Below are 18639 nucleotides of genomic sequence, written 5' to 3'. Positions count from 1 at the left end.
GTGGTGCGCGGGGCTAGCCCCAGCAGTGGCGCAGGCCCCAGTCCGACTTCTGCGAATCCAGACCGGATACGGGGGTGTCCGTGATGAGGGAGACTCCGGTGTTGGTGAAGCCCTGTCCGGAAGAGCCGGAGCCCTTGCCGCCGTCCTTGGTGTGCGCGGCCACGGCGGCGAGGCCATCGGCGGCCATCTTCACGGGGAACTGCATCGAGGTCGCGCCGATGACGCCGCCAGCCACGTTCTTGACGCCGGGACAGCCGCCGTCGACGGAGACGATGGTGATGTCCTTCTGCTTACCGGCCGCCTTGACGGCCTGATAGGCACCCGCCGCCGTGGGCTCGTTGATGGTGTAGACGAGGTTGATGGAGCCGTCCTTCTGGAGCAGCTTCTCCATGGCGTCGCGCCCGCCCTCCTCGTTGGCGCCGGTCACCTCGTGGCCGACGATCCGGGAGTCGCGCTCGTCGCCGATCCGGTTCGGGTTCCGGACATCGACGCCGAAGCCCTCCAGAAAGCCCTGATCCCGCAGGACATCGACCTTGACCTGCTCGGAGCTGAGGTCCAGCAGGGCGACCCTCGGCCGCTTGCCGGCCATCCGCGCCTTGGCCCACTTGCCGATCATGCGGCCGGCCAGCCGGTTGTCGGTGGCGAAGGTGGCGTCCACCGCGGATGCCGGTTCCGTCGGCGAGTCCAGGGCGACGACCATGACACCGGCCTTCCGCGCCCGGTCGATGGCGGGGATGATCGCGCCGGAGTCGGCCGGGGTGATCAGAATGCCCTTGGCACCCGCCGCCACCAGGTTCTCGATGGCCTTGACCTGTGAGTCGTTGTCGGCCTGGCCCTTGCCGGCGAAGGTCCTCAGGTCCACGCCGAGCTGGCGGGCCTTCTTCTGGGCGCCCTCGCGCATCTTCACGTAGAAGGGGTTGTCGTTGGTCTTGGTGACGAGGCCGACGATGGTCTTGTCGTCACCGTGGCCGCTGAGGCCGCTCCCGCATGAGGTGAGCAGCAGGGTGAGACCGATTCCGGCGGACAAGGCCGCGAGCGCTCTGTGGCGCGGCATGACGCGATCTGCCATGAGATTGCCTTTTCTCGACGTGCGGGGGGTGGCTGGGGGAAGTGCGCCGCCCGCCGGGTGCCGGTTCGCGGCAGCGGGGACTGTCGGTGCCGACGCGTTCATCGGCCGGCTCGGCCCTGATCGGGCTGGGGATGGCCGGTGGGACGTGCTCAGCGGCTCGATCCACAACGTCGCAGAGGTTTCGAGCACTGTCAATATGCCTCGAAGAAATTTCTACGACATACGTCCGACATGAACCGCGCCTCGAAATTGCGTAGAAATTTCCTCGAACGATCTTGACTATCGCAGAAATCACTACGAGGCTGGGAGGTGGCCCCCTTCCCGACGGAGTCGGCCACAACCCCCTTCCGGACCGCACAGCGCCCGGAAAGGAGTACGGAAATGACAGTGAACCCAGCGGGCGCGGTCGCCACCGTGTCCCCCTCACCACCCAACGGCCCGCCGCCGCGCCGGCGGACGGGTCCGCCCGATGTCCACACCACCCCGCGCGGGCTGGCCCTGCGGCTGGCCTCCGACCCGGCCGCCGTGGGCCGGGCCCGCCGTACCGCGGCGGGCGCCCTGCGCAGCTGGGGGGTGCCCGACACCGCCGCCGACGACATCGTCCTGATGGTGGACGAGCTGGTGACCAACGCGATCGAGCACGCCGAAGGGCCCGTGTGGCTGCGGCTCCGGCTGCGCCGCGGATGCTGTGTGATCTGCCAGGTCGGGGACGGCTGCCACGAGGCGCCCCGGCCGCGCCCCAGCGACCCCGACGCCGAGAGCGGCCGCGGGCTGCTCCTCGTCGCCGCGCTCGCCGACACCTTCGGCACCCGCGTCACCGCCACCGGAAAGGTCATCTGGTTCCGGCGCCGCGTACGGGACGGCCGGATCCCGGCACCCCGCGCCGCCCCCGCCATCGATTACTGACCAGTAGTCGCTCTGTCCGCTGAGTGATATCTTTGCTCTCGTGGCACAAGATGGTGGTCTGGCTCTCGTCCGGAAGTCCGTTGAGGTCCTCGACCTGCTCGCGGCGAGAGGCGAGGCGACGGCCGCGCAGCTCGCGGAGGAGCTGGGTGAGCCCCGCAGCTCGGTATACCGACTGCTGTCGAGCCTCCAAGGCCTGGACATGGTGGAGGGCGGCAGCCGACGCGGCACCTTCCGCCTGGGATTCCATCTGCTCAGCCTCGGCACCGCCGTGGTGGAGCGTTTCGACGAACGGCGCTTCGCGCAACCGGTGATGGAGCGCCTCCACGACGAGACCGGCGAGACGGTGTACCTGTGCGTCCAGCGCGGCCGCGAGGCGGTGTGCATCGAGCGGCTGGACGGCCGACGGGTCCAGTCCCTCGCCCTGAAACTCGGCGGTGCGCTGCCGCTGCACGCCGGGGCGGCCTCCCGCGCCCTGCTGGCCTTCCAGGACCGCTCGGCCTGGTCGGACTACCTTGAGCAGGGGCCCTTGGAGCGGTTCACCCCGTCCACTCCGGTCACGGCGGACTCGCTGGTCCCGGTGCTGGAGCAGACCTCCGACAGTGGGATCTCGGTCAGCGACCAGGACGTGACAGTCGGTGTGGCCGCGCTCGGCGTCCCGATCCTGGACTACCGGGGACAGGTCCGTGCCGCCCTGTCCATCAGCGGGGTCCGGGAGGCGATCCTCGGCACCGACCCGGCCGGTCTGCGCGAGCGTTTGGTCGAGGCCGGCCAGGAGATTTCGCGGGCGCTGGGCTGGAAGGCCGTCACCGGCGCCGTCGCCGACTTCGGCTGACGGAAGGGACCGACGGCCCAGGACACGGCGCCCGCCCCGGAGGAATCCCGGGGCGGGCATCTCGCGCCTAGCGGCTCTGGGCGAGCAGCGCTTCGGTTCTAGGCGAGGAGCGCTTCGCGGGCTTCCGCCTCGACTCCGGGGGCGTCCAGCCGGTAGTGCCGGTAGAGATGGGTGGGCGGGCCGATGAGGCTGTACTGGTCGCGGATCCCGTGGCGGTGCAGCCGGACCGGTATGCCGTGCTCGCTGATCAGCTCGGCCACCGCGCCGCCGAGACCGCCGAGCACATTGTGCTCCTCCACCGTCATCAGCAGCCGGGAGCGCCGCGCGGCGGCCAGCACCGCCTCCTCGTCGAGGGGTTTGACGGTGTGCATGTCGAGCACCCCGACGTCGTACCCGTCCGCGTTGAGCGCCGCCGCGGCCCCCAGGGCGGGGTGGACCATGGAGCCGGTGGCGATGAGCGTGAGGTCGCTCCCCGTTCCGTGCTCGACCGCCTTCCCGATCTCCAGGGTGGTGCCCGCCGGGTAGACGTCCGGGTCCCGGCCACGGCCGATCCGGAAGTAGACCGGGCCCGGGAGATCCACCGAGGCGCGCAGCGCCGCGGCCAGGGCCGCGGTGTCGGCCGGTGCGACCACGGTGAGCCCGGCGATGCTCCGGGTGATGGCGAGGTCCTCGGTGGCGTGGTGGGAGGTCCCGTAGAAGCCCAGGGTGATCCCCGCGTGGTGGCCGATCAGCCGGACCGGCTGGCGGGTGTACGCGACGTCGGTGCGGATCTGTTCGCAGGCCAGCAGCGCCATGAAGGACGCGAAGGTGGCGACGTAGGGCCGCAGGCCGGTGGTGGCCAGGCCCGCCGCGGTGGACACCATGTGCTGCTCGGAGATCCCGAACTGGAGGTACTTGTCCGGGTGGCGTTCCTGGAAGCGCACCAGTCCGTTGGAGTACTTCAGGTCGGCGGTGCCGACGACCACGGGATGGCCCTCGTCGGCCAGGTCGGCGAGGGTGTCGCCGAGGGCCTGAAGACCCGGGGCCTGCTCCAGCAGGCTCAGCAGATGCCAGGATTCCGGCTGCAGACCGGGCGCGACGCTCACCGTGCCCCCCGCAGTTCCGCCAGGGCGTTGGCCTCGTCCCGCTCGGCCAGCCAGCCCAGATGCCATCCGAACTCGGACTCCATATAGGAAATCCCCTTCCCCTTCACGGTGTTGGCGACGACCACGGCCGGACGGTCACGGCCGGTGTCCTCCGCCAGCGAGCGCAGCAGGGGCAGCAGGGACGCGACGTCGTGTCCGTCGACCTCGTGCGTCTGCCATCCGAACGCCCGCCACTTCTCCAGCAGTGGCTCGATCCCGGTCACGCCGTCGATGCGGCCGTCGAGTGAATGGTCGTTGCGGTCGACGATGGCCACCAGCCGTCCCAGACGGTGATGCGCGGCGCCCAGGGCCGCCTCCCAGACCTGCCCCTCGTGCAGCTCTCCGTCGCCGAGCAGGACGAACGTGGTGTACGAGCGCCCCTGGAGGCGGCCGCCCATCGCCATACCGGTCCCGGCCGACAGCGCGTGGCCCAGCGACCCGGAGGAAAAGTCGATCCCCGGAATGCGGGTCATGTCCGGGTGGTCACCGAAGGCGTTCCCCAGACGGGTGTACTCATCCAGCTCCGCCGCGTCGAAGAAGCCCCAGTCGGCCAGCAGCGGGTACAGCGTGGCCGCCGCGTGCCCCTTGCCGAAGAGGAAACGGTCGCGGTCGGGCCAGTCCGGTTCCCCGCGCCGCAGCCGCATCACCCCGTAGTACAGGGTGGCCAGGATCTCCGCGCAGGAGAAACCGGACGCGTAATGGCCGGTCTTGGCGATCGAGATCAGCCGCACCGTCTCCAGACGGGCGAACAACGCCCGTTCCTCGATGTGCTCGATGAGTTCGCGGTCCGCCGGCGCGACCGGCGTCTGTGCAGTCATTCGGTGTCTCTCCCAGTCGGTGAGCCCCATTGGCGAGCCCAGTAGGTGAGCCCAGTCGGCGGCACGGCCGAGTCCGGGCCGTACCACCCTCGTCATCGGAAGTTACCATCCACTGGACAGTGCGTCCACGTCATGAGAATGTCTCCGTGGCCGCCGTCACACCACCACCGAGGTGGGCTTTCGTCGAAGCCAAGGAGATGCGATGCCCCTCCCCGACCAGTCCACGCCCGTGACCGAGGGAGTGTCGCGGGCCCCGGACACCCGCCAACGTCAGGTCCGTGTCACCGCGCCCCGGCAGCTCGCCCTCGTCGAGCGGGACCTCACCGGCCCCCCACCGGGCGAGGTCCGGGTCCGGGTCCGCGAAGTCGGCGTGTGCGGCAGCGATCTGAAGATGTGGTCCGGCGAGCACGCCGTGCTCAAGCCCCCACTGGCCCTCGGGCACGAGGCATGGGGGATCGTCGAAGAACACGCTGCGGACCCCGATGCCACCGGCTCGGCACCGCTCACCCCCGGCACCCCCGTGGTCATCGTTCCCCCGGCCGGCTGCGGCACCTGCCACAACTGCGCGCGGGGGCGCGAGCAGCTGTGTGCGCTGATGCGGTTCGTCGGCGGCCAGATCGACGGGGCCATGGCCCGGTTCCTGACCGTCCCGCCGCACCACCTCCTGCCGATCGACCCCCGGGTGCCCGAGGAACTGCGGGTCCTGATCGAACCGCTGGCAGTGGCCGTGCACGCGGTCGCCCGGGCCCGCGTCGGCGCCGACGACCAGGCCCTGGTGATCGGTGCGGGTCCGATCGGCGTCTTCTGCGCGCTCGTGCTCGCCGCCCAGGGCGTCGGCCGGGTGGTGGTGACCGACCGGGACCCGCTGCGGCTCGACCTCGCCCGCCGGCTCGGGGTGCCGCACGTCGTGCGCACGACGGCCGCCCAACCGCTCCTCACGGCCGGGGACCACATCCGTTCCGAAGGCGCGGATGTGGTGTTCGACTGCGTCGGCGCCCAGGCCACCACCACGCAGGCGCTGACGGCGACCTGCCGTGGCGGCCGAACCGTCCTGGTGGGCATCAGCCCCGCCGAGCTGACCGTCGGCGGAGTGGCACTCCAGCGCGGCGAACGCGAGCTCATCGGCGTCCAGATGTACCAGCGCGAGGACTTCCGCCACGCGATGGACCTGCTGGCCGAAGGGCTCGTCCCGGCCGTCGACGGTCTCAAGCGCTCCCGGCCGCTCGGCCGGGCCGGGGAGCTCCTCGATGAGCTCGCCCGGCGGCCGAGCCCCGTCCTCAAGGAGACCCTGCTCCCGGACTGAGAGACACCGGGTCGCGGGACCTCCGCTCGTCCCCTCCTCCCCCCGCCTCGAAGGACCCAGCAATGAATCCTCCCTCCGCCGTCACACCACCCTCCCCTCCCACCGCCGACACACCCAACATCCGCACCGTGGCCTGGGCGACCATGATCGGAACGGCCATCGAGTGGTACGACTTCTTCACCTACGGCATCGCCGCCGCCCTGGTCTTCAACACACTCTTCTTCCCCGCCGGCACCTCTCCGGTGGTGGGAACGCTCCTCGCGTTCAGCACCTACGCCGTGGGGTTCGCCGCCCGGCCCGTCGGCGGCGTGGTCTTCGCGCACTACGGGGACAAGATCGGCCGTAAGTCCATGCTGGTGGTCTCGCTGCTGCTCATGGGCGGCAGCACCTTCTGTATCGGGCTGCTTCCCGGCTTCCCCACCTTGGGCGTCGCAGCCCCCCTGCTCCTGGTGGCCCTGCGGATCGTCCAGGGCTTCGGGGTGGGCGGCGAATGGGGCGCTGCGGCCCTGATGGCCGTCGAGCACGCACCGCCCAACCGGCGTGGCTTCTACGGCAGTTGGCCGCAGATGGGGGTTCCCGCCGGAATGCTCATCGCCAACCTGGCCTTCTTCGCCCTGTCGGGCACCACGAGCGACCACGACTTCCAGGCGTGGGGCTGGCGCGTCCCCTTCCTCGCCTCCTCGGTACTCATCGCGCTCGGGCTCGTCATCCGGCTCCGGGTGAGCGAATCCCCGGTGTTCCGCGCGATGGAGCGAGCGGGCCGGATCGAACGACGGCCGGTGATCGCCGTGCTGCGCACCCAGCCTGCCAACGTCCTGCGCGCCGCGGGCATCAGGTTCGCCGAGAACAGCACCTTCTACATCCACACCACCTTCGTGCTCACCTACGGCACGACGGTGCTCAGCCTGGAACGCGACGACCTGCTCATCGGGGTGATCATTACGGCCGCCCTGGGCCTGATCAGCCTGCCCCTGTGGGGACGGCTGTCCGACCGGGTCGGACGCCGGCCCGTGGTGCTCTTCGGTTCGGCCCTGCTCGCCGCCCTGTCCTGGCCCTTCTTCTGGGCGCTCGACAGCGGATCGCTGCCGGTCATCTATCTCGTCACGATCCTGTGCATCAACGTCGGCAACCACGCGGTGTACGCACCGCAGTCCGCCTACTTCGCCGAGCTGTTCGAGCCCGAGGTCCGCTACAGCGGTGCCTCGATCGGCTCGCAGGCGGCCAGCGTCCTCGCCGGCGGCCTGTCCCCGCTGATCGCCACCGCCCTGCTGGAGGCGGGCGACGGCTACCACCTCATCGCCCTCTACATGACGGCGATGGCGCTGATCACCGTGTGCACGGCGCTGATCAGCCCCGACCCCTACCGCCAGTCCCTCAAGCGGTCCTCCACACCGGGTGACCGCGATGCCCGGCCCACCGAATCCACCACGGAGATGTCCCATGGCTGACCCCACCGTTCTCATCACCGGCGCCGCACAGGGAATCGGGGCCGCCACGGCCCGGGTCCTCGCCGAGCGGGGCTGGCGCGTCGTCGTCGCCGACCTCAAGGGCGACGCCGCCCAGGAGCAGGTCGCGGCCCTCGACGCGGCGTCCCCCGTGACAGGGGGGCACCTGGCAGTCGCCGTCGACGTCACCGACGAAGCCAGCGTCGCCGCGATGTTCGACGACATCGCGACGCGTGCCGGTGGGCTCGACGCACTGGTCAACGGCGCGGGCGTCATCTTCCGGCAGGCGGCCCAGGACTTCGACAGCCGGCAGTGGGCCCATCAGCTCGCGGTCCACCTCACCGGCGCGATGCACTGCGCGCGCGGTGCCTACCCCCTGCTGGCCCGCAGCGGCCGGGCCAGTGTGGTCAACATCGGTTCCGTCGGGTCGACCTTCGGGCTCCCCGGCCGGCTCGGCTACGCCACCGCCAAGAGCGGAGTGCTGGGCCTCACCCGAACCCTGGCGGCCGAGTGGGGCGCGGTCGGCATCCGGGTCAACGCCGTGGCGCCGGGGTACGTGGCCACCGAGATGGTGCGCAGTGGCCTGGAGTCGGGAGCGCTCGACCGGGAGGCGCTGGTGCGGCGCACACCGATGCGACGGCTGGCCGAGCCCGCCGAGATCGCCACCTCCATCGCCTTCCTGCTCTCCTCCGACGCCTCCTTCGTGCACGGCGCCACCCTCCGGGTCGACGGGGGCATCACGATCGACGGCACCTTCTGACCACCGACCCCCGAGGACATCCCATGAACAGCCACCCCTCCGGCCGGCTCGGGGACATGAGCGGGCGCACCGCCGTGGTCAGCGGAGCGAGCAGCGGCATCGGACTCGCGATCCTGCGGCGCTTCCTCGAAGCGGGCGCGACCGTTCACGGCCTGGCCCGGCGTGGCCATCTGATCGAGGAACAGGCCCGGGACGCCGCGCCCGGGGCGGACCGCTTGCACCACCACAGTGTCGACGTCGGTGACCCCGAGGCGGTACGGGACTGGGCGCGGCGGTTCTCCGGCCCGGTGGACACCCTGGTGTGTGCCGCCGGAACCAACATTCCCGAGCGGCGCCTCGCCCAACTGACGCCCCCGGTCTGGGACTCCATGCTCGCCACCAATCTGAGCGGGACGTTCTACCTGCTGCACGCCCTGCTCCCCCGGCTCCGCGAGGCCCGCGGCGACGTGGTCGTCCTGTCGAGCGTGGCCGGGGCGTGGCCCGATCACACCGGTCCGGCCTATCAGGCCGCCAAGGCCGGGCTCCTGGGCCTCGCACGGGGAGCGGGCATGGACGAGTACGGCAACGGCATACGGGTGTGCACCATCCTGCCGGGCATAGTGAACACCCCGATCCTCGACGACCGGCCCGAGCCCCCGCCTCAGGAGCTGCGCGATCTGTTCGTCCAGCCACAGGACATCGCCGAGGCGTGTCTGGCGGCCATCACCCTCCCCAAGCGGGCCTGTGTCGCCGAAATGACCGTCGTGGCCTCGGCGTTGCAGTCCATGGGCAACACCCAGGCGGCCACTCCGGCACTGCCCCGGGCGGCGACCGGGGAACCACGCTCTGCGGGGAGGCCCGGCCTGCCCTGAAACCGGAGCGCCCATACGGAACGTGGCTGACCTCGCCCGTCGAGGTCAGCCACGTTCCGTATGGGCCGGGGCCCGACCCGGAGGTCAGGGGTGGATGACCGCCTTGATGCAGCCGCGGTCGTCCCGGACGGCGTCGAGGGCCGCGCCGTACGAGTCCAGCCCGAACCGATGGGTGATCATGCCGTCGGTGCGCACCCGGCCCGTGCGCAGGACGCGCAGCGCGCGATCGAAGCTGAACGCCTGGGTGAAGGATCCGCGGATGGTCAGCTCCCGGCTGAAGATCTCGTGCGGGGAGAGTTCGACGCGCTCCCGCTCCCCGGCCATGCCGTAGAGGAAGACGGTCCCGCCGTCACGGGTCAGCGGCAGACACTGCTCGATCACGGTGAGGGCGCCGGTCGCGTCGACGACGGTGTCGAAGCCTTCGGGTGCCAGGGCGCGCAGCGCCCCGAGGGAGGCCGAGGAGTCGTCGCGGTCCATGACCACCGTCTCGTCGGCGCCGAAGTCCCGGGCCAGCTTCAGCTTGGCCTCGGTCGGCGCCGCGACGGTCACCCGCCCCGCGCCGCTGCCCGCCAGCAGCTGTGCGAGCAGCAGCCCCGTGGTGCCGGCGCCGAAGACGAGAACATCGCTGCCGGGCTGTGGGGCGAGCACGTCCATGCCGTGCACGGCACACGCGACGGGCTCGGCGAAGGCCACCACGTCCAGGGGGATGTCATCGGCGGGGTGGCAGTGGGACGCGGGCACCACGATCATTTCGGCGAACCCGCCCGGCCGGGTGACACCGTGGTCCCGCAGCCGGGTGCAGAAGGCCGGTCTGGCGCGGCGGCAGTTGGCGCACGAGCCGCAGGAGACACGGTTGTTGAGGGCGACGCGCTGTCCGACGGCGAGCGCCGTCACCCCCTCCCCGAGCGACTCCACCTCGCCCACCACCTCGTGTCCGGGGGTGAGCGGATAGCGGGGGGAGAACTCGCCGCGGTGGAGATGGGCATCCGTGCCGCAGACCCCCGCGGACCGCACCCGCAGACGTACCTCGTCCGGGCCCGGCTCCGGATCCGGCAGGTCGGTGTAGCGGTACGCGTAGGGTCGGTCGTAGACGATGGCTTTCACGCCGTCTCCTTCGTTCGGGGCGCTTCGGCGCGCTTTCGTTCGGGCCGTCTCACTTGTGCTCGCGGGCCGGTCAGCCGACGCTCACCAGCACCTTCATCTGGTCCGGGCCACCGGCGGCCCGGAACGCCTCATCCGCTCGGTCCAGGGGGAAGGTGGCGGTGACGAACTCGTCGGCCGGTACGGCACCGGTCCCGAGAAGCGTCATCGCGGCGCGCATGTCCTCCCCGACGTACATCAGGGAGCCCCGCACGGCGATCTCGCGGTCCTGGACCAGGTCCAGCGGGACGTTCAACGGGCCCTGGGGCACCCCGACGACCATGACCGTGCCGCCCTTCTCGACGGAGCGCACGGCCTGGGTGACGGAGGCGGACACCGCCACGCAGTCGAACACCGCGTCCGCGCCGCCGCCGAGCCGCTCCCTGACCAGCTCCGGCAGGCCGGGGGTACCGGGCGCGAGCGCCGCGTCCGCCCCGAGCCGCACCGCCCGGTCCCGCTTCGCCGCCACCGGATCGGTGACGATGACGGTCCGCACGCCCGCCGCCCGCGCGGCCAGGGCGGTGAGCAGTCCGATCGGCCCGGCGCCGAGGACCAGCACACCGGCGCCGGCGAGGTCCCCGGCCCGGCGCACCGCGTGCACGGGGGTGGCCAGCGGCTCGACGAGCACGGCCTGCACATCGGTGAGCCCGTCGGGCACCCGGTGCAGCCGGTCGGCGCGGACGGTGAAGCCGTCCGCCATCGCCCCGGCCGTCTGGCAGCCGATGACCCGCAGTTCCCCGCAGATGTTGTAGCGGCCGGAGCGGCAGTGGCGGCAGGTCCCGCACCCCAGATTGGGTTCGAGCAGCACCCGGTCCCCCTCGGCCACGGAGGTGACGCCGGGTCCGGTTTCGGCGACCACGCCGACGGCCTCGTGTCCCGGGTGGTACGGCCGGGAGATGAAGGGGTGTTCACCGCGCAGGGCGTGGACGTCCGAGCCGCAGATGCCGGTCAGCAGGGTGCGCACCCGCGCCTCGCCGGCCGCGGGCCGTACCCGTGCCACCTCCTCCACGACGACGTCGCCGTCCGCGGTCACGGTCACCCGCCGGTCCATCGTGTCCCCTTCCGCCGCCCCGTCCGGTGTCCTCGATGTGCTGCTCATCGGAGTGCGAAACCCCCGTCCATCAGCAGTTCCGTGCCCACGCAGTAGGCGGCCTCGTCGCCGAGCAGCCAGCCGATGGCGGCGGCGATCTCCTCGGGTTCCGCGAACCGTCCGGCGACCGTGCCCTCCTTCCAGCGCGGGTGCATATGCCGCTTGAGGTCGTTGAGCGGCGTGGCGACATAGCCGGGCGCGACGCTGTTGATCCGCACCCCGCGCGGCCCCCACTCGACGGCCAGGGAACGGGTCAACGCGCTCACCGCGGCCTTGGAGGCGTTGTACGCGGACTGCTTCTGCGGGTGGTTGACGATATGTGTGCCGGACATCGAGGAGACCGTGACGATCCGGCCTCCCGCCGCGTCGAGCATCCGCCGGGCGGCCGCGGCGCAGCTGAGGAACGTGCCCTTCAGATTGACGCCGAGCACCCGGTCGAACTCGGCGGCGCTCATCCGCTCCGCGGGCACGTCGTCCTCGACGACCCCGGCGGCCGCGACCAGGCCGTCGATCCGGCCGCCCTCGGTGACGACCGTGCCGATCGCGGCCGTCACGCTGTCCTCGTCGGTGACGTCGCAGAGGACGGACCGTCCGACGGGGGACGCGGTGAGATCGAGGGCGTACACCTCGGCGCCCAGACCGGCCAGATGTGCGCAGGTGGCCCGTCCGATGCCCCCGGCGGCTCCGGTGACCGCGATCCGGGCACCCTGGTACCAGGACATGATGTCTCCTTGGGTGGACTCCGGCAGTGATAAGACGGCCTGTACGTACAGGATGTCAAGAGGACGGGCTGTTGTCTTCGCCGCCAGGCGCTACGCTTGCGCCGTGGAACCCGGACGGATTGACCGCGATGCCGCACTGCCCTTCTACGCCCAGCTCAAGGAGCTGCTGCTGGCACAGCTCGGCAGCGTCTGGAAGGTGGGTGAACGGCTGCCCGGCGAGGTGACCCTGTGCGAGCGGTACGGCGTCTCCCGGACCGTCGTGCGCCAGGCCCTCGACGAGCTCGAGGGCGAGGGCCGCATCGTGCGGCGCAAGGGGCAGGGCACCTTCGTGGCCGCCCGCAAGGTCGACGAGTCGCTCTTCCAGTCGATGACGGGCCTGTACGAGGACGTGGCCGCCCGCGGTGGAGCGCTGGTCAGCGCGGTGCGCCGGCTGGAGTTCGCCCCCGCGACGGCGGACGCCGCCCGTGAGCTGGAGGTCGAGGAGGGCGCACCGCTGATCCATCTGGAGCGGCTGCGCTATGTCAACGCCGAGCCATGGGCGCTGACCAGCACCTGGCTGCCGCACCGGGTGGCGCCCGGACTGCTCGACGAGGATCTGACGCACCAGTCGCTCTACGCCCTGCTGGAGGGCAAGTACGGCGTCGGGCTGGACCACGGCAGGCGTGAGGTGGAGGCGGTGCCCGCAGCCCCGTCGGTGGCCGAGGCGCTCGGCGTGGACGCCCACGACCCGGTGCTGCTCCTGCGGAGCACCGCCTGGGACCAGGAGGGCAGGCCGGTGGAGTACTTCACGGCCTACCACCGCGCGGACCGCAGCCGTTTCCAGGTGCATGTCCGCCGGCGCCGCCGGGCCGGGGCGCCACCGTCGATGCTGGTGAACGACAGCACCGGCTGAAACGCGCTCCCACCTGGGCGGCGGCCCCGATACGACATCGGGTCGGCCGCCCTTTTCGCGACCCCGCGGCCCCGTCGTACCCCCGCTCATCACCCTTGACATCCTGTACGGACAGGATGACAGTGACCTGCGCAACGTTCCAGGCCATGCCCGGACACCAGGAAGCTGGGGAGAAACATCCGTGATCATCGCCCATGACCTCGGCACCACCGGGAACAAGGCGTCCCTGCACACCGACGACGGCCGGCTGGTGACGGCGGTGACCGTGCGCTACGACACCGACTTCCGGGCCGGCGGCATCGCGGAGCAGGACCCCGAGTCCTGGTGGCGGGCCGTCTGCCGGGCCGGCCGCGAACTGCTGGCCCGGAGCGGGACGCCCCCGGAGCGGATCGGCGCCATCGGATTCAGCGGCCAGATGATGGGGGCCGTGCTGCTCGACCGGGCGCACCGGCCGGTGCGGCCCGCGATGATCTGGGCCGACCACCGCAGCACCGAGCAGGCCGGGACACTGGCCGCCGAGCTGGGCGAGGAGCGCGCCTACCGGCTGCTGGGGCACCGGATCCACCCCACGTATTCGCTGGCCAAGGTGATGTGGGTGCGCGACCACGAACCGCGGACCTTCCGCCGGGTGGCCCATATGTGCCTGGCCAAGGACTACATCGTCCAGCGCCTGACCGGAACGCTCGTCACCGATCCCTCCGACGCCTCCAGCACCAACGCCTTCGACCAGCGGGCGGGCATCTGGTCGCGGACCGTGCTCGACGCGGCGGCCGTCGACCCGGGCCTGCTGCCCGACATCGCCGAGTCGGCCTCGGTCGTCGGCCGGGTCCGTGCCCGGGCGGCGGAGGAGGCCGGGGTGCCCGCCGGGACCCCCGTGGTCATCGGCGGCGGGGACGGCCCCCTCGCCGCGCTGGGCGCCGGGGTGCTGACCCCCGAGGACGGCGCCTACACCTACCTCGGCTCCTCCTCGTGGATCTCGATGTCGGCCACGCGGCCGCTGTACGACCCGGCCCTGCGCACCATGACGTTCAACCACGTCCTGCCCGGACACTACGTCCCGACGGCCACGATGCAGGCGGGCGGCGCCTCGCTGGAGTGGATCGCGCAGGTGCTGCGCCCGGACGGCGGGCCGGAGCGCATCGGCCGCACCCTGGCGCGGATCGACGACGCCGACACCACGGGGCTCTACTTCCTGCCCCATCTGCTCGGCGAGCGCTCACCGTACTGGAACGCCGACGCCCGGGGCGCCTTCGTCGGGCTCTCCCGGCACCATGGCCCGGCGCATCTGGCGAAGGCCGTCCTGGAGGGGGTCGCCTTCAACCTGGCCACCTGCGTCGGCGCCTTCCGCGAGGCCGGGCATCCGGTCGACCGCGTCGACGCCATCGGCGGGGGCGCGGCGAGCGACCTCTGGCTGCGCGTCCTCGCCGACGTCTGGGGCGCCCGGATACGCCGCCGCAGCATCGTCGAGGAGGCCAACAGCCTCGGCGCCGCCGTCACCGCAGCGGTGGGCAGCGGCCTGGTCGACGGCTTCGAGGTGGTCCGCGAACTCTCCACGGTCCAGGCGGAGTTCACCCCGTCCGCGGACCGGCACCGGGACTACTCGGCGCGCCACCGGGAGTTCCTGGACGCCTATCGCGGCCTGGAGCCCTGGTTCACGAATTCTCATCCACTAGACAACAAGTCCGCACCATGAGAATGTGCCGTGGCCGCCTTCGTGACCGCCTCGCGGTGCCACGACGAACAGGAGCCTCATGCGCACATCGGTGACGACCGTCCACGCCACCCCCGTCGCGAGCGGGTTCACCTTTCTCGAGGGCCCCCGATGGCGCGACGGCGAACTGTTCGCCTCCGACTTCTACAGCGGGCGCGTCCTCGCCTTCCGTCCGGGCCGCTCACCGGACACCGGCCATGAGGTGCGCACGGTGTGCGAGGTGCCCGGCCGGCCGTCCGGGCTCGGATTCGCGCCCGACGGATCGCTGCTGGTCGTCTCGATGCTGGAGCGCGCCCTGCTGCGGTGGGACGGCCGGGCGCTCACCACCGTGGCGCGCTTCGGCCATCTCATCGAGGGCGTGGCCAACGACATGCTCGTCACCGAGTCCGGCTGGGCCCTCATCGGCAACTTCGGCAATACGGACGCCGAGCCCGGCTCCCTGCGCGAGACCGCCCTGGTGCGGGTCTCCCCCGACGGCCGGGCCGATCTCCAGGGCCACGGGCTCGTCTTCCCCAACGGCATGGTGCTCACCGCCGACCGCCGTCGGCTGCTGGTGGCCGAGACCTTCGCCGGACGCGTCTCCTCGTGGCCGGTGGCCTGGAGCGGCGGCGGGGCGCCCACGCTCGGCGAGCGGCGGGTGTGGAAGCAGTTCGGCAGCCCGCCCCGCCACCTGGACATCGAACGCGCCACCCGCGAGCTTCCCGTACTGCCCGACGGTCTGGCCATCGACGCCCACGACCGGGTCTGGGTCGCTTCCTCGATCGGACACGGCGCCCGGCTGTTCGACCCGGACGGCACCCTGCTCGCCGTCGTGGAAACCGGCGGCCTCAGCCCCTACGCGGTCGCCGTCGGCGGCGCCGACCAGTCCGTCCTCCACCTCTGCTGCTCACCGCCGCTCGGCACGGTCGACCCCGCCGTCACCACCGAATCGGTGCTGTACGCGGCGGACATCCCGGCACTCCGCCGACCCGCATCCCGCGCCTCCCGCGCCCCAGGAAAGGAGACACCATGACGACCACCACCGCGCCGGCCACCACGGTCCGTGCGCTGCGATTCGCCGCGAAGGAGAAGGTCGCCGTCGTCGACGCGCCACTCCCCGAGCCCGGACCGGGCGAGCTGGTCCTCGACATGAAGGCGGCCGGCCTGTGCGGAAGCGATCTGCACTACTTCCACATGACACACGAGGAGATGCGGCACGCCACTCAGCCGCGCTCGCCCGAGATGACACCCGGCCATGAGATCGCCGGTGTGGTCAAGGCGGTCGGCCCCGGTGTGAGCCATCCGCGGGTGGGCGACCGGGTCGCGGTGCAGCACTACTCCGGCTGCGGCCAGTGCGAGAGCTGTCGGCGCGGCTGGGATGTGCACTGCGAGCGCGGAGCGCGGGTGTACTCGCTCAACCGGCCCGGTGGCTGCCAGGACGAACTGGTCGTCACGGCCAAGGACTGCGTGGTGCTGCCGGACGAGGTGAGCTTCCCCGTCGGCGCGTTCCTCGCCTGCGGTGCCACGACGGCCTACCAGGCGCTGCTCCGCTCGGAGGTGAGGCCGGGCGAGACCGTGGTCGTCATCGGCGTGGGCCCGGTGGGTCTCGCCGTGCTCGCCTGGGCGAAGGCGTTCGGCCTGCGCGCCGTCGGCACCGACCCGAGCCCCGAGCGCCGTGCGTTCGCCGAGAGCCTCGGCTACTCCGATGTCCACGATTCCGCGGGCTTCGACATCCAGGCCGTGGTGCCCGGTGGCGCGAACGCCGTCATCGACACCTCCGGGAACGTCCACGGCCGCCGTACCGCCGTGGAGGTGGTGAAGACCTGGGGCACCGTGGTGTTCGTCGGGCTCGGCCCCGACTTCACCATCGACCCGGTACCGGACCTGATTATGCGTCAGGTGACCCTGCGCGGGATGTTCGTCTTCAGCGTGCCGCTGATGATGGAGGCCGTGGCGGAGGCCGGCCGGCTCGGTGTGGACCTCGCCCCGATCATCACCAGCGTCTCCTCGATCGAGGAGGGCCCCGACGCCTTCGCGGACTTCGCCGCGGGCAGCGTCGGCAAGTCGGTCATCGGATGGGAGTGAGCATGGCGAGCGCGACCTCGGTCCGGCCCGTCGACGGCGGTGCGTGGACACTGGAGAACGACGCGGTCACGGTGGTGGTGAACCCGGCCCGGGGCACCGACATCCTCTCGCTGGTCTGGAAGGCCACCGGCGAGGAGATCCTGTGGCGCGACCCGCACTGGGTGGACCGGGTGCCGGCCGCCGACACGGCGGACGCGAGCGATGTGTCGTTCTTCGACAACTACGCTGGCGGCATACAGGAGTTGTTCCCCAACGCGGGGCCACCGACCACCGTGCACGGCGCTCCGCTGCCGTTCCACGGTGAGGCGGCCCGCCGCTCGTGGGCGGCCGAGGCCGTGGAGACGGCGGACGGGACCGCGCTGCGGTGCGTCACCCGGCTCGCCCGCTACCCGTTCCGCATGACCAAGACCTTCTCGCTCGACGGCTCCGTGCTGCGTTTCCGCAGCGAGGTGGAGAACCTCTCCACCCGGGCCCTGCCCTCGAACTGGGGCCTGCACCCCGCCTTCAACACCGCGACCGTGGCCCGCGCGGCCACCGTGTACGGCCCGTTCGAGGAGCTCACCGCGCATCCGGAGGACTTCGGCGCCCGGCAGTGGATGACACCCGGCGAGAGGCGCCGGGTGCCCGCCGTCGCCCCGGGCGTGGGAGCCCTCGGACTCGCGCCGGGCGAGGGCCCGACGGCCGACCTCGGCTACGCCACCGTCACGGGCGGCTGGTTCGGGCTGCGCTCACCGGGCTGCGGTCTGGTGGCGACGATGAGCTGGCAGCCCGAGCTGTTCCCCGAGATCTGGGTGTGGCAGGAGTGCCACGCGCCCGACGACTACCCCTGGTGGGGCACCGAGCACATCGTGGCGGTCGAACCGCACACCACCTCACCGTTCATGCCGCTCGGCGAGCGGCTGGAGCGCCCCGGCGTGCCCGTCATCGCCGGCGGATCCACACTGAGCGCCGAGTTCACGCTCGGCGTCCACGAGATCGCCGACGACGAGGTGCCGGTCGATGTCGACGAACGGGGCGTGCCGGTGCTGATCACCGTATCGGACGAGGGGAAGGGTGCGGCATGAGCCGATTCACCGATCGCGTCGCGATCGTCACCGGGGCGGGGGCGGGCATCGGCCGGGCCGCGGCCGAGCGCATCGCGGGCGAGGGCGGCTCCGTGGCCGTCTTCGACATCTCGGCCGAGCGCGCCGAGGAGTCCGCGCGCACGATCACCGGCGCCGGTGGCTCCGCCACACCCTTCGCGGTGGACGTCTCCGACCCCGACCAGGTACGGAAGGCCGTGGACGAGGTGGTGGCCACGCTCGGCGTTCCGTTCTCGCTGGTGAACAGCGCGGGCATCCTGCGCATCTCCCCCGCCCTGGAGATGAGCGCGGACGACTTCGACACGGTGCTCGGCGTCAATCTGCGCGGGGTGTTCCTCATGGCCACCGCGGTCGCGCGGCATATGGTGGCGGCGAAGCGGCCGGGCCGTATCGTCAATGTCTCGTCGATCCACTCGGTGATCTCGCTGCGCGAGGCGGCCGCCTACGCCGCCTCCAAGGGCGGGATCGAGGCGCTCACCTTCACCCTCGCGGGAGAGTGGGCCGAGCACGGCATCACGGTCAACGCGGTGCGCCCGGGGGCCACGTGGTCCGCGCTGACCACGCCCCTCTACACGGAGGACGTCGTGGCCTCGCTGAACCGGCGCATCCCGCTCGGCGCGGTGGCCCGCGCCGAGCAGGTGGCCGCGGCGATCGCCTATCTGGCCTCCGAGGACGCCTCGTACTCGACCGGGGCGACGCTCTCGGTCGACGGCGGCTACACCATCAACGGCGACATGCCGGACGCGGTCTACGAACGCGATTGACCGATCGCATCACACGGGGCAGGGGCCGGAATCGTGAGATTCCGGCCCCTGCCCCGTGCGCGCGGC

18 protein-coding genes are annotated in these 18639 nt (G+C 71.8%); 12 read left to right on the top strand and 6 right to left on the bottom strand.

Features of this window, described 5'->3' with window-relative positions; genetic code table 11:
- Nucleotides 1-13: 13 nt before the first annotated feature.
- On the bottom strand, nt 14-1069 hold the full coding sequence (locus tag LIV37_RS42960) for a substrate-binding domain-containing protein (RefSeq protein ID WP_243146051.1): 1056 nt from the start codon (nt 1067-1069) through the stop codon (nt 14-16).
- A gap of 381 nt (nt 1070-1450) precedes the next feature.
- Between LIV37_RS42960 and LIV37_RS42955 the strand changes: the two genes are divergently transcribed.
- Both LIV37_RS42955 and LIV37_RS42950 read left to right on the top strand, forming a co-directional pair.
- Nucleotides 1451-1975 (top strand): ATP-binding protein, encoded by a 525-nt coding sequence (locus tag LIV37_RS42955; RefSeq protein ID WP_020873335.1) that lies wholly within the window; start codon nt 1451-1453, stop codon nt 1973-1975.
- Between the two features lie 40 nt (nt 1976-2015).
- The gene (locus LIV37_RS42950) at nt 2016-2807 is read left to right on the top strand and encodes an IclR family transcriptional regulator (protein ID WP_020873334.1); all 792 of its coding nucleotides are present in this window, start codon (nt 2016-2018) and stop codon (nt 2805-2807) included.
- A 98-nt stretch (nt 2808-2905) separates the two neighbouring features.
- Here the strand turns inward: LIV37_RS42950 and LIV37_RS51905 are convergent, their stop codons facing one another.
- The gene (locus LIV37_RS51905; protein ID WP_020873333.1) at nt 2906-3892 is read right to left on the bottom strand and encodes a transketolase family protein; all 987 of its coding nucleotides are present in this window, start codon (nt 3890-3892) and stop codon (nt 2906-2908) included.
- Nucleotides 3889-4749 carry a transketolase gene (locus tag LIV37_RS42935; protein ID WP_020873332.1) on the bottom strand — a complete coding sequence of 287 codons (861 nt, stop codon included), beginning with the start codon at nt 4747-4749 and terminating at the stop codon, nt 3889-3891. Before LIV37_RS42935 ends, LIV37_RS51905 begins: the two co-directional genes overlap by 4 nt.
- A 202-nt stretch (nt 4750-4951) precedes the next feature.
- On the opposite strand from LIV37_RS42935, the gene LIV37_RS42930 reads away from it, so the two are divergent.
- The 4 genes from LIV37_RS42930 to LIV37_RS42915 all read left to right on the top strand — a co-directional run bounded on the left by LIV37_RS42930 (nt 4952) and on the right by LIV37_RS42915 (nt 9108).
- On the top strand, nt 4952-6052 hold the full coding sequence (locus LIV37_RS42930; RefSeq protein WP_020873331.1) for a zinc-dependent alcohol dehydrogenase: 1101 nt from the start codon (nt 4952-4954) through the stop codon (nt 6050-6052).
- Between the two features lie 62 nt (nt 6053-6114).
- A complete protein-coding gene (locus tag LIV37_RS42925) occupies nt 6115-7500 on the top strand; it encodes an MFS transporter (protein ID WP_020873330.1) in 1386 nt (461 codons plus the stop codon).
- On the top strand, nt 7493-8257 hold the full coding sequence (locus LIV37_RS42920) for an SDR family NAD(P)-dependent oxidoreductase (protein ID WP_020873329.1): 765 nt from the start codon (nt 7493-7495) through the stop codon (nt 8255-8257). The genes LIV37_RS42925 and LIV37_RS42920 overlap by 8 nt, the downstream gene beginning before the upstream one ends.
- A gap of 23 nt (nt 8258-8280) precedes the next feature.
- Nucleotides 8281-9108, top strand: a complete 828-nt coding sequence (locus LIV37_RS42915; RefSeq protein WP_020873328.1) for an SDR family oxidoreductase — start codon at nt 8281-8283, stop codon at nt 9106-9108.
- A gap of 84 nt (nt 9109-9192) precedes the next feature.
- Here LIV37_RS42915 and LIV37_RS42910 read toward each other — a convergent pair whose 3' ends face one another.
- From LIV37_RS42910 to LIV37_RS42900, 3 genes are all read right to left on the bottom strand, one after another.
- A complete protein-coding gene (locus LIV37_RS42910) occupies nt 9193-10212 on the bottom strand; it encodes a zinc-dependent alcohol dehydrogenase family protein (RefSeq protein WP_020873327.1) in 1020 nt (339 codons plus the stop codon).
- Between the two features lie 70 nt (nt 10213-10282).
- Entirely contained in the window at nt 10283-11347 is a 1065-nt protein-coding gene (locus tag LIV37_RS42905; protein ID WP_243146052.1) for a zinc-dependent alcohol dehydrogenase, read from the bottom strand.
- A complete protein-coding gene (locus LIV37_RS42900; RefSeq protein WP_020873325.1) occupies nt 11344-12060 on the bottom strand; it encodes an SDR family NAD(P)-dependent oxidoreductase in 717 nt (238 codons plus the stop codon). The genes LIV37_RS42905 and LIV37_RS42900 overlap by 4 nt, the downstream gene beginning before the upstream one ends.
- Before the next feature lie 103 nt (nt 12061-12163).
- Between LIV37_RS42900 and LIV37_RS42895 the strand changes: the two genes are divergently transcribed.
- From LIV37_RS42895 to LIV37_RS42870, 6 genes are all read left to right on the top strand, one after another.
- Nucleotides 12164-12952, top strand: a complete 789-nt coding sequence (locus LIV37_RS42895; RefSeq protein ID WP_020873324.1) for a GntR family transcriptional regulator — start codon at nt 12164-12166, stop codon at nt 12950-12952.
- A gap of 181 nt (nt 12953-13133) precedes the next feature.
- Complete coding sequence (gene xylB / locus LIV37_RS42890) at nt 13134-14645, top strand: xylulokinase (RefSeq protein WP_020873323.1); 1512 nt, start codon at nt 13134-13136, stop codon at nt 14643-14645.
- 58 nt (nt 14646-14703) lie between these two features.
- Nucleotides 14704-15675 carry an SMP-30/gluconolactonase/LRE family protein gene (locus tag LIV37_RS42885; RefSeq protein WP_020873322.1) on the top strand — a complete coding sequence of 324 codons (972 nt, stop codon included), beginning with the start codon at nt 14704-14706 and terminating at the stop codon, nt 15673-15675.
- A complete protein-coding gene (locus LIV37_RS42880) occupies nt 15672-16727 on the top strand; it encodes an alcohol dehydrogenase catalytic domain-containing protein (RefSeq protein WP_020873321.1) in 1056 nt (351 codons plus the stop codon). Before LIV37_RS42885 ends, LIV37_RS42880 begins: the two co-directional genes overlap by 4 nt.
- 2 nt (nt 16728-16729) lie before the next feature.
- On the top strand, nt 16730-17791 hold the full coding sequence (locus tag LIV37_RS42875; RefSeq protein WP_020873320.1) for an aldose epimerase family protein: 1062 nt from the start codon (nt 16730-16732) through the stop codon (nt 17789-17791).
- Nucleotides 17788-18573, top strand: coding sequence for an SDR family NAD(P)-dependent oxidoreductase (locus tag LIV37_RS42870; RefSeq protein WP_020873319.1), 786 nt, complete (start codon nt 17788-17790; stop codon nt 18571-18573). Before LIV37_RS42875 ends, LIV37_RS42870 begins: the two co-directional genes overlap by 4 nt.
- Nucleotides 18574-18639: the final 66 nt, after the last annotated feature.

It is taken from the genome of Streptomyces rapamycinicus NRRL 5491, assembly GCF_024298965.1.
GTDB classification, from domain to species: domain Bacteria; phylum Actinomycetota; class Actinomycetes; order Streptomycetales; family Streptomycetaceae; genus Streptomyces; species Streptomyces rapamycinicus.
This window is presented reverse-complemented; position numbering and strand designations above follow the sequence as displayed.

What these genes read in the sequence shown, in the direction of transcription:
- LIV37_RS42960 (WP_243146051.1), bottom strand. Translation starts at nt 1,069, where the DNA reads ATGGCAGATCGCGTCATGCCGCGCCACAGAGCGCTCGCGGCCTTGTCC.
- LIV37_RS42955 (WP_020873335.1), top strand. Translation starts at nt 1,451, where the DNA reads ATGACAGTGAACCCAGCGGGCGCGGTCGCCACCGTGTCCCCCTCACCA.
- LIV37_RS42935 (WP_020873332.1), bottom strand. Translation starts at nt 4,749, where the DNA reads ATGACTGCACAGACGCCGGTCGCGCCGGCGGACCGCGAACTCATCGAG.
- LIV37_RS42930 (WP_020873331.1), top strand. Translation starts at nt 4,952, where the DNA reads ATGCCCCTCCCCGACCAGTCCACGCCCGTGACCGAGGGAGTGTCGCGG.
- LIV37_RS42925 (WP_020873330.1), top strand. Translation starts at nt 6,115, where the DNA reads ATGAATCCTCCCTCCGCCGTCACACCACCCTCCCCTCCCACCGCCGAC.
- LIV37_RS42920 (WP_020873329.1), top strand. Translation starts at nt 7,493, where the DNA reads ATGGCTGACCCCACCGTTCTCATCACCGGCGCCGCACAGGGAATCGGG.
- LIV37_RS42915 (WP_020873328.1), top strand. Translation starts at nt 8,281, where the DNA reads ATGAACAGCCACCCCTCCGGCCGGCTCGGGGACATGAGCGGGCGCACC.
- LIV37_RS42905 (WP_243146052.1), bottom strand. Translation starts at nt 11,347, where the DNA reads ATGAGCAGCACATCGAGGACACCGGACGGGGCGGCGGAAGGGGACACG.
- LIV37_RS42900 (WP_020873325.1), bottom strand. Translation starts at nt 12,060, where the DNA reads ATGTCCTGGTACCAGGGTGCCCGGATCGCGGTCACCGGAGCCGCCGGG.
- LIV37_RS42885 (WP_020873322.1), top strand. Translation starts at nt 14,704, where the DNA reads ATGCGCACATCGGTGACGACCGTCCACGCCACCCCCGTCGCGAGCGGG.
- LIV37_RS42880 (WP_020873321.1), top strand. Translation starts at nt 15,672, where the DNA reads ATGACGACCACCACCGCGCCGGCCACCACGGTCCGTGCGCTGCGATTC.
- LIV37_RS42875 (WP_020873320.1), top strand. Translation starts at nt 16,730, where the DNA reads ATGGCGAGCGCGACCTCGGTCCGGCCCGTCGACGGCGGTGCGTGGACA.
- LIV37_RS42870 (WP_020873319.1), top strand. Translation starts at nt 17,788, where the DNA reads ATGAGCCGATTCACCGATCGCGTCGCGATCGTCACCGGGGCGGGGGCG.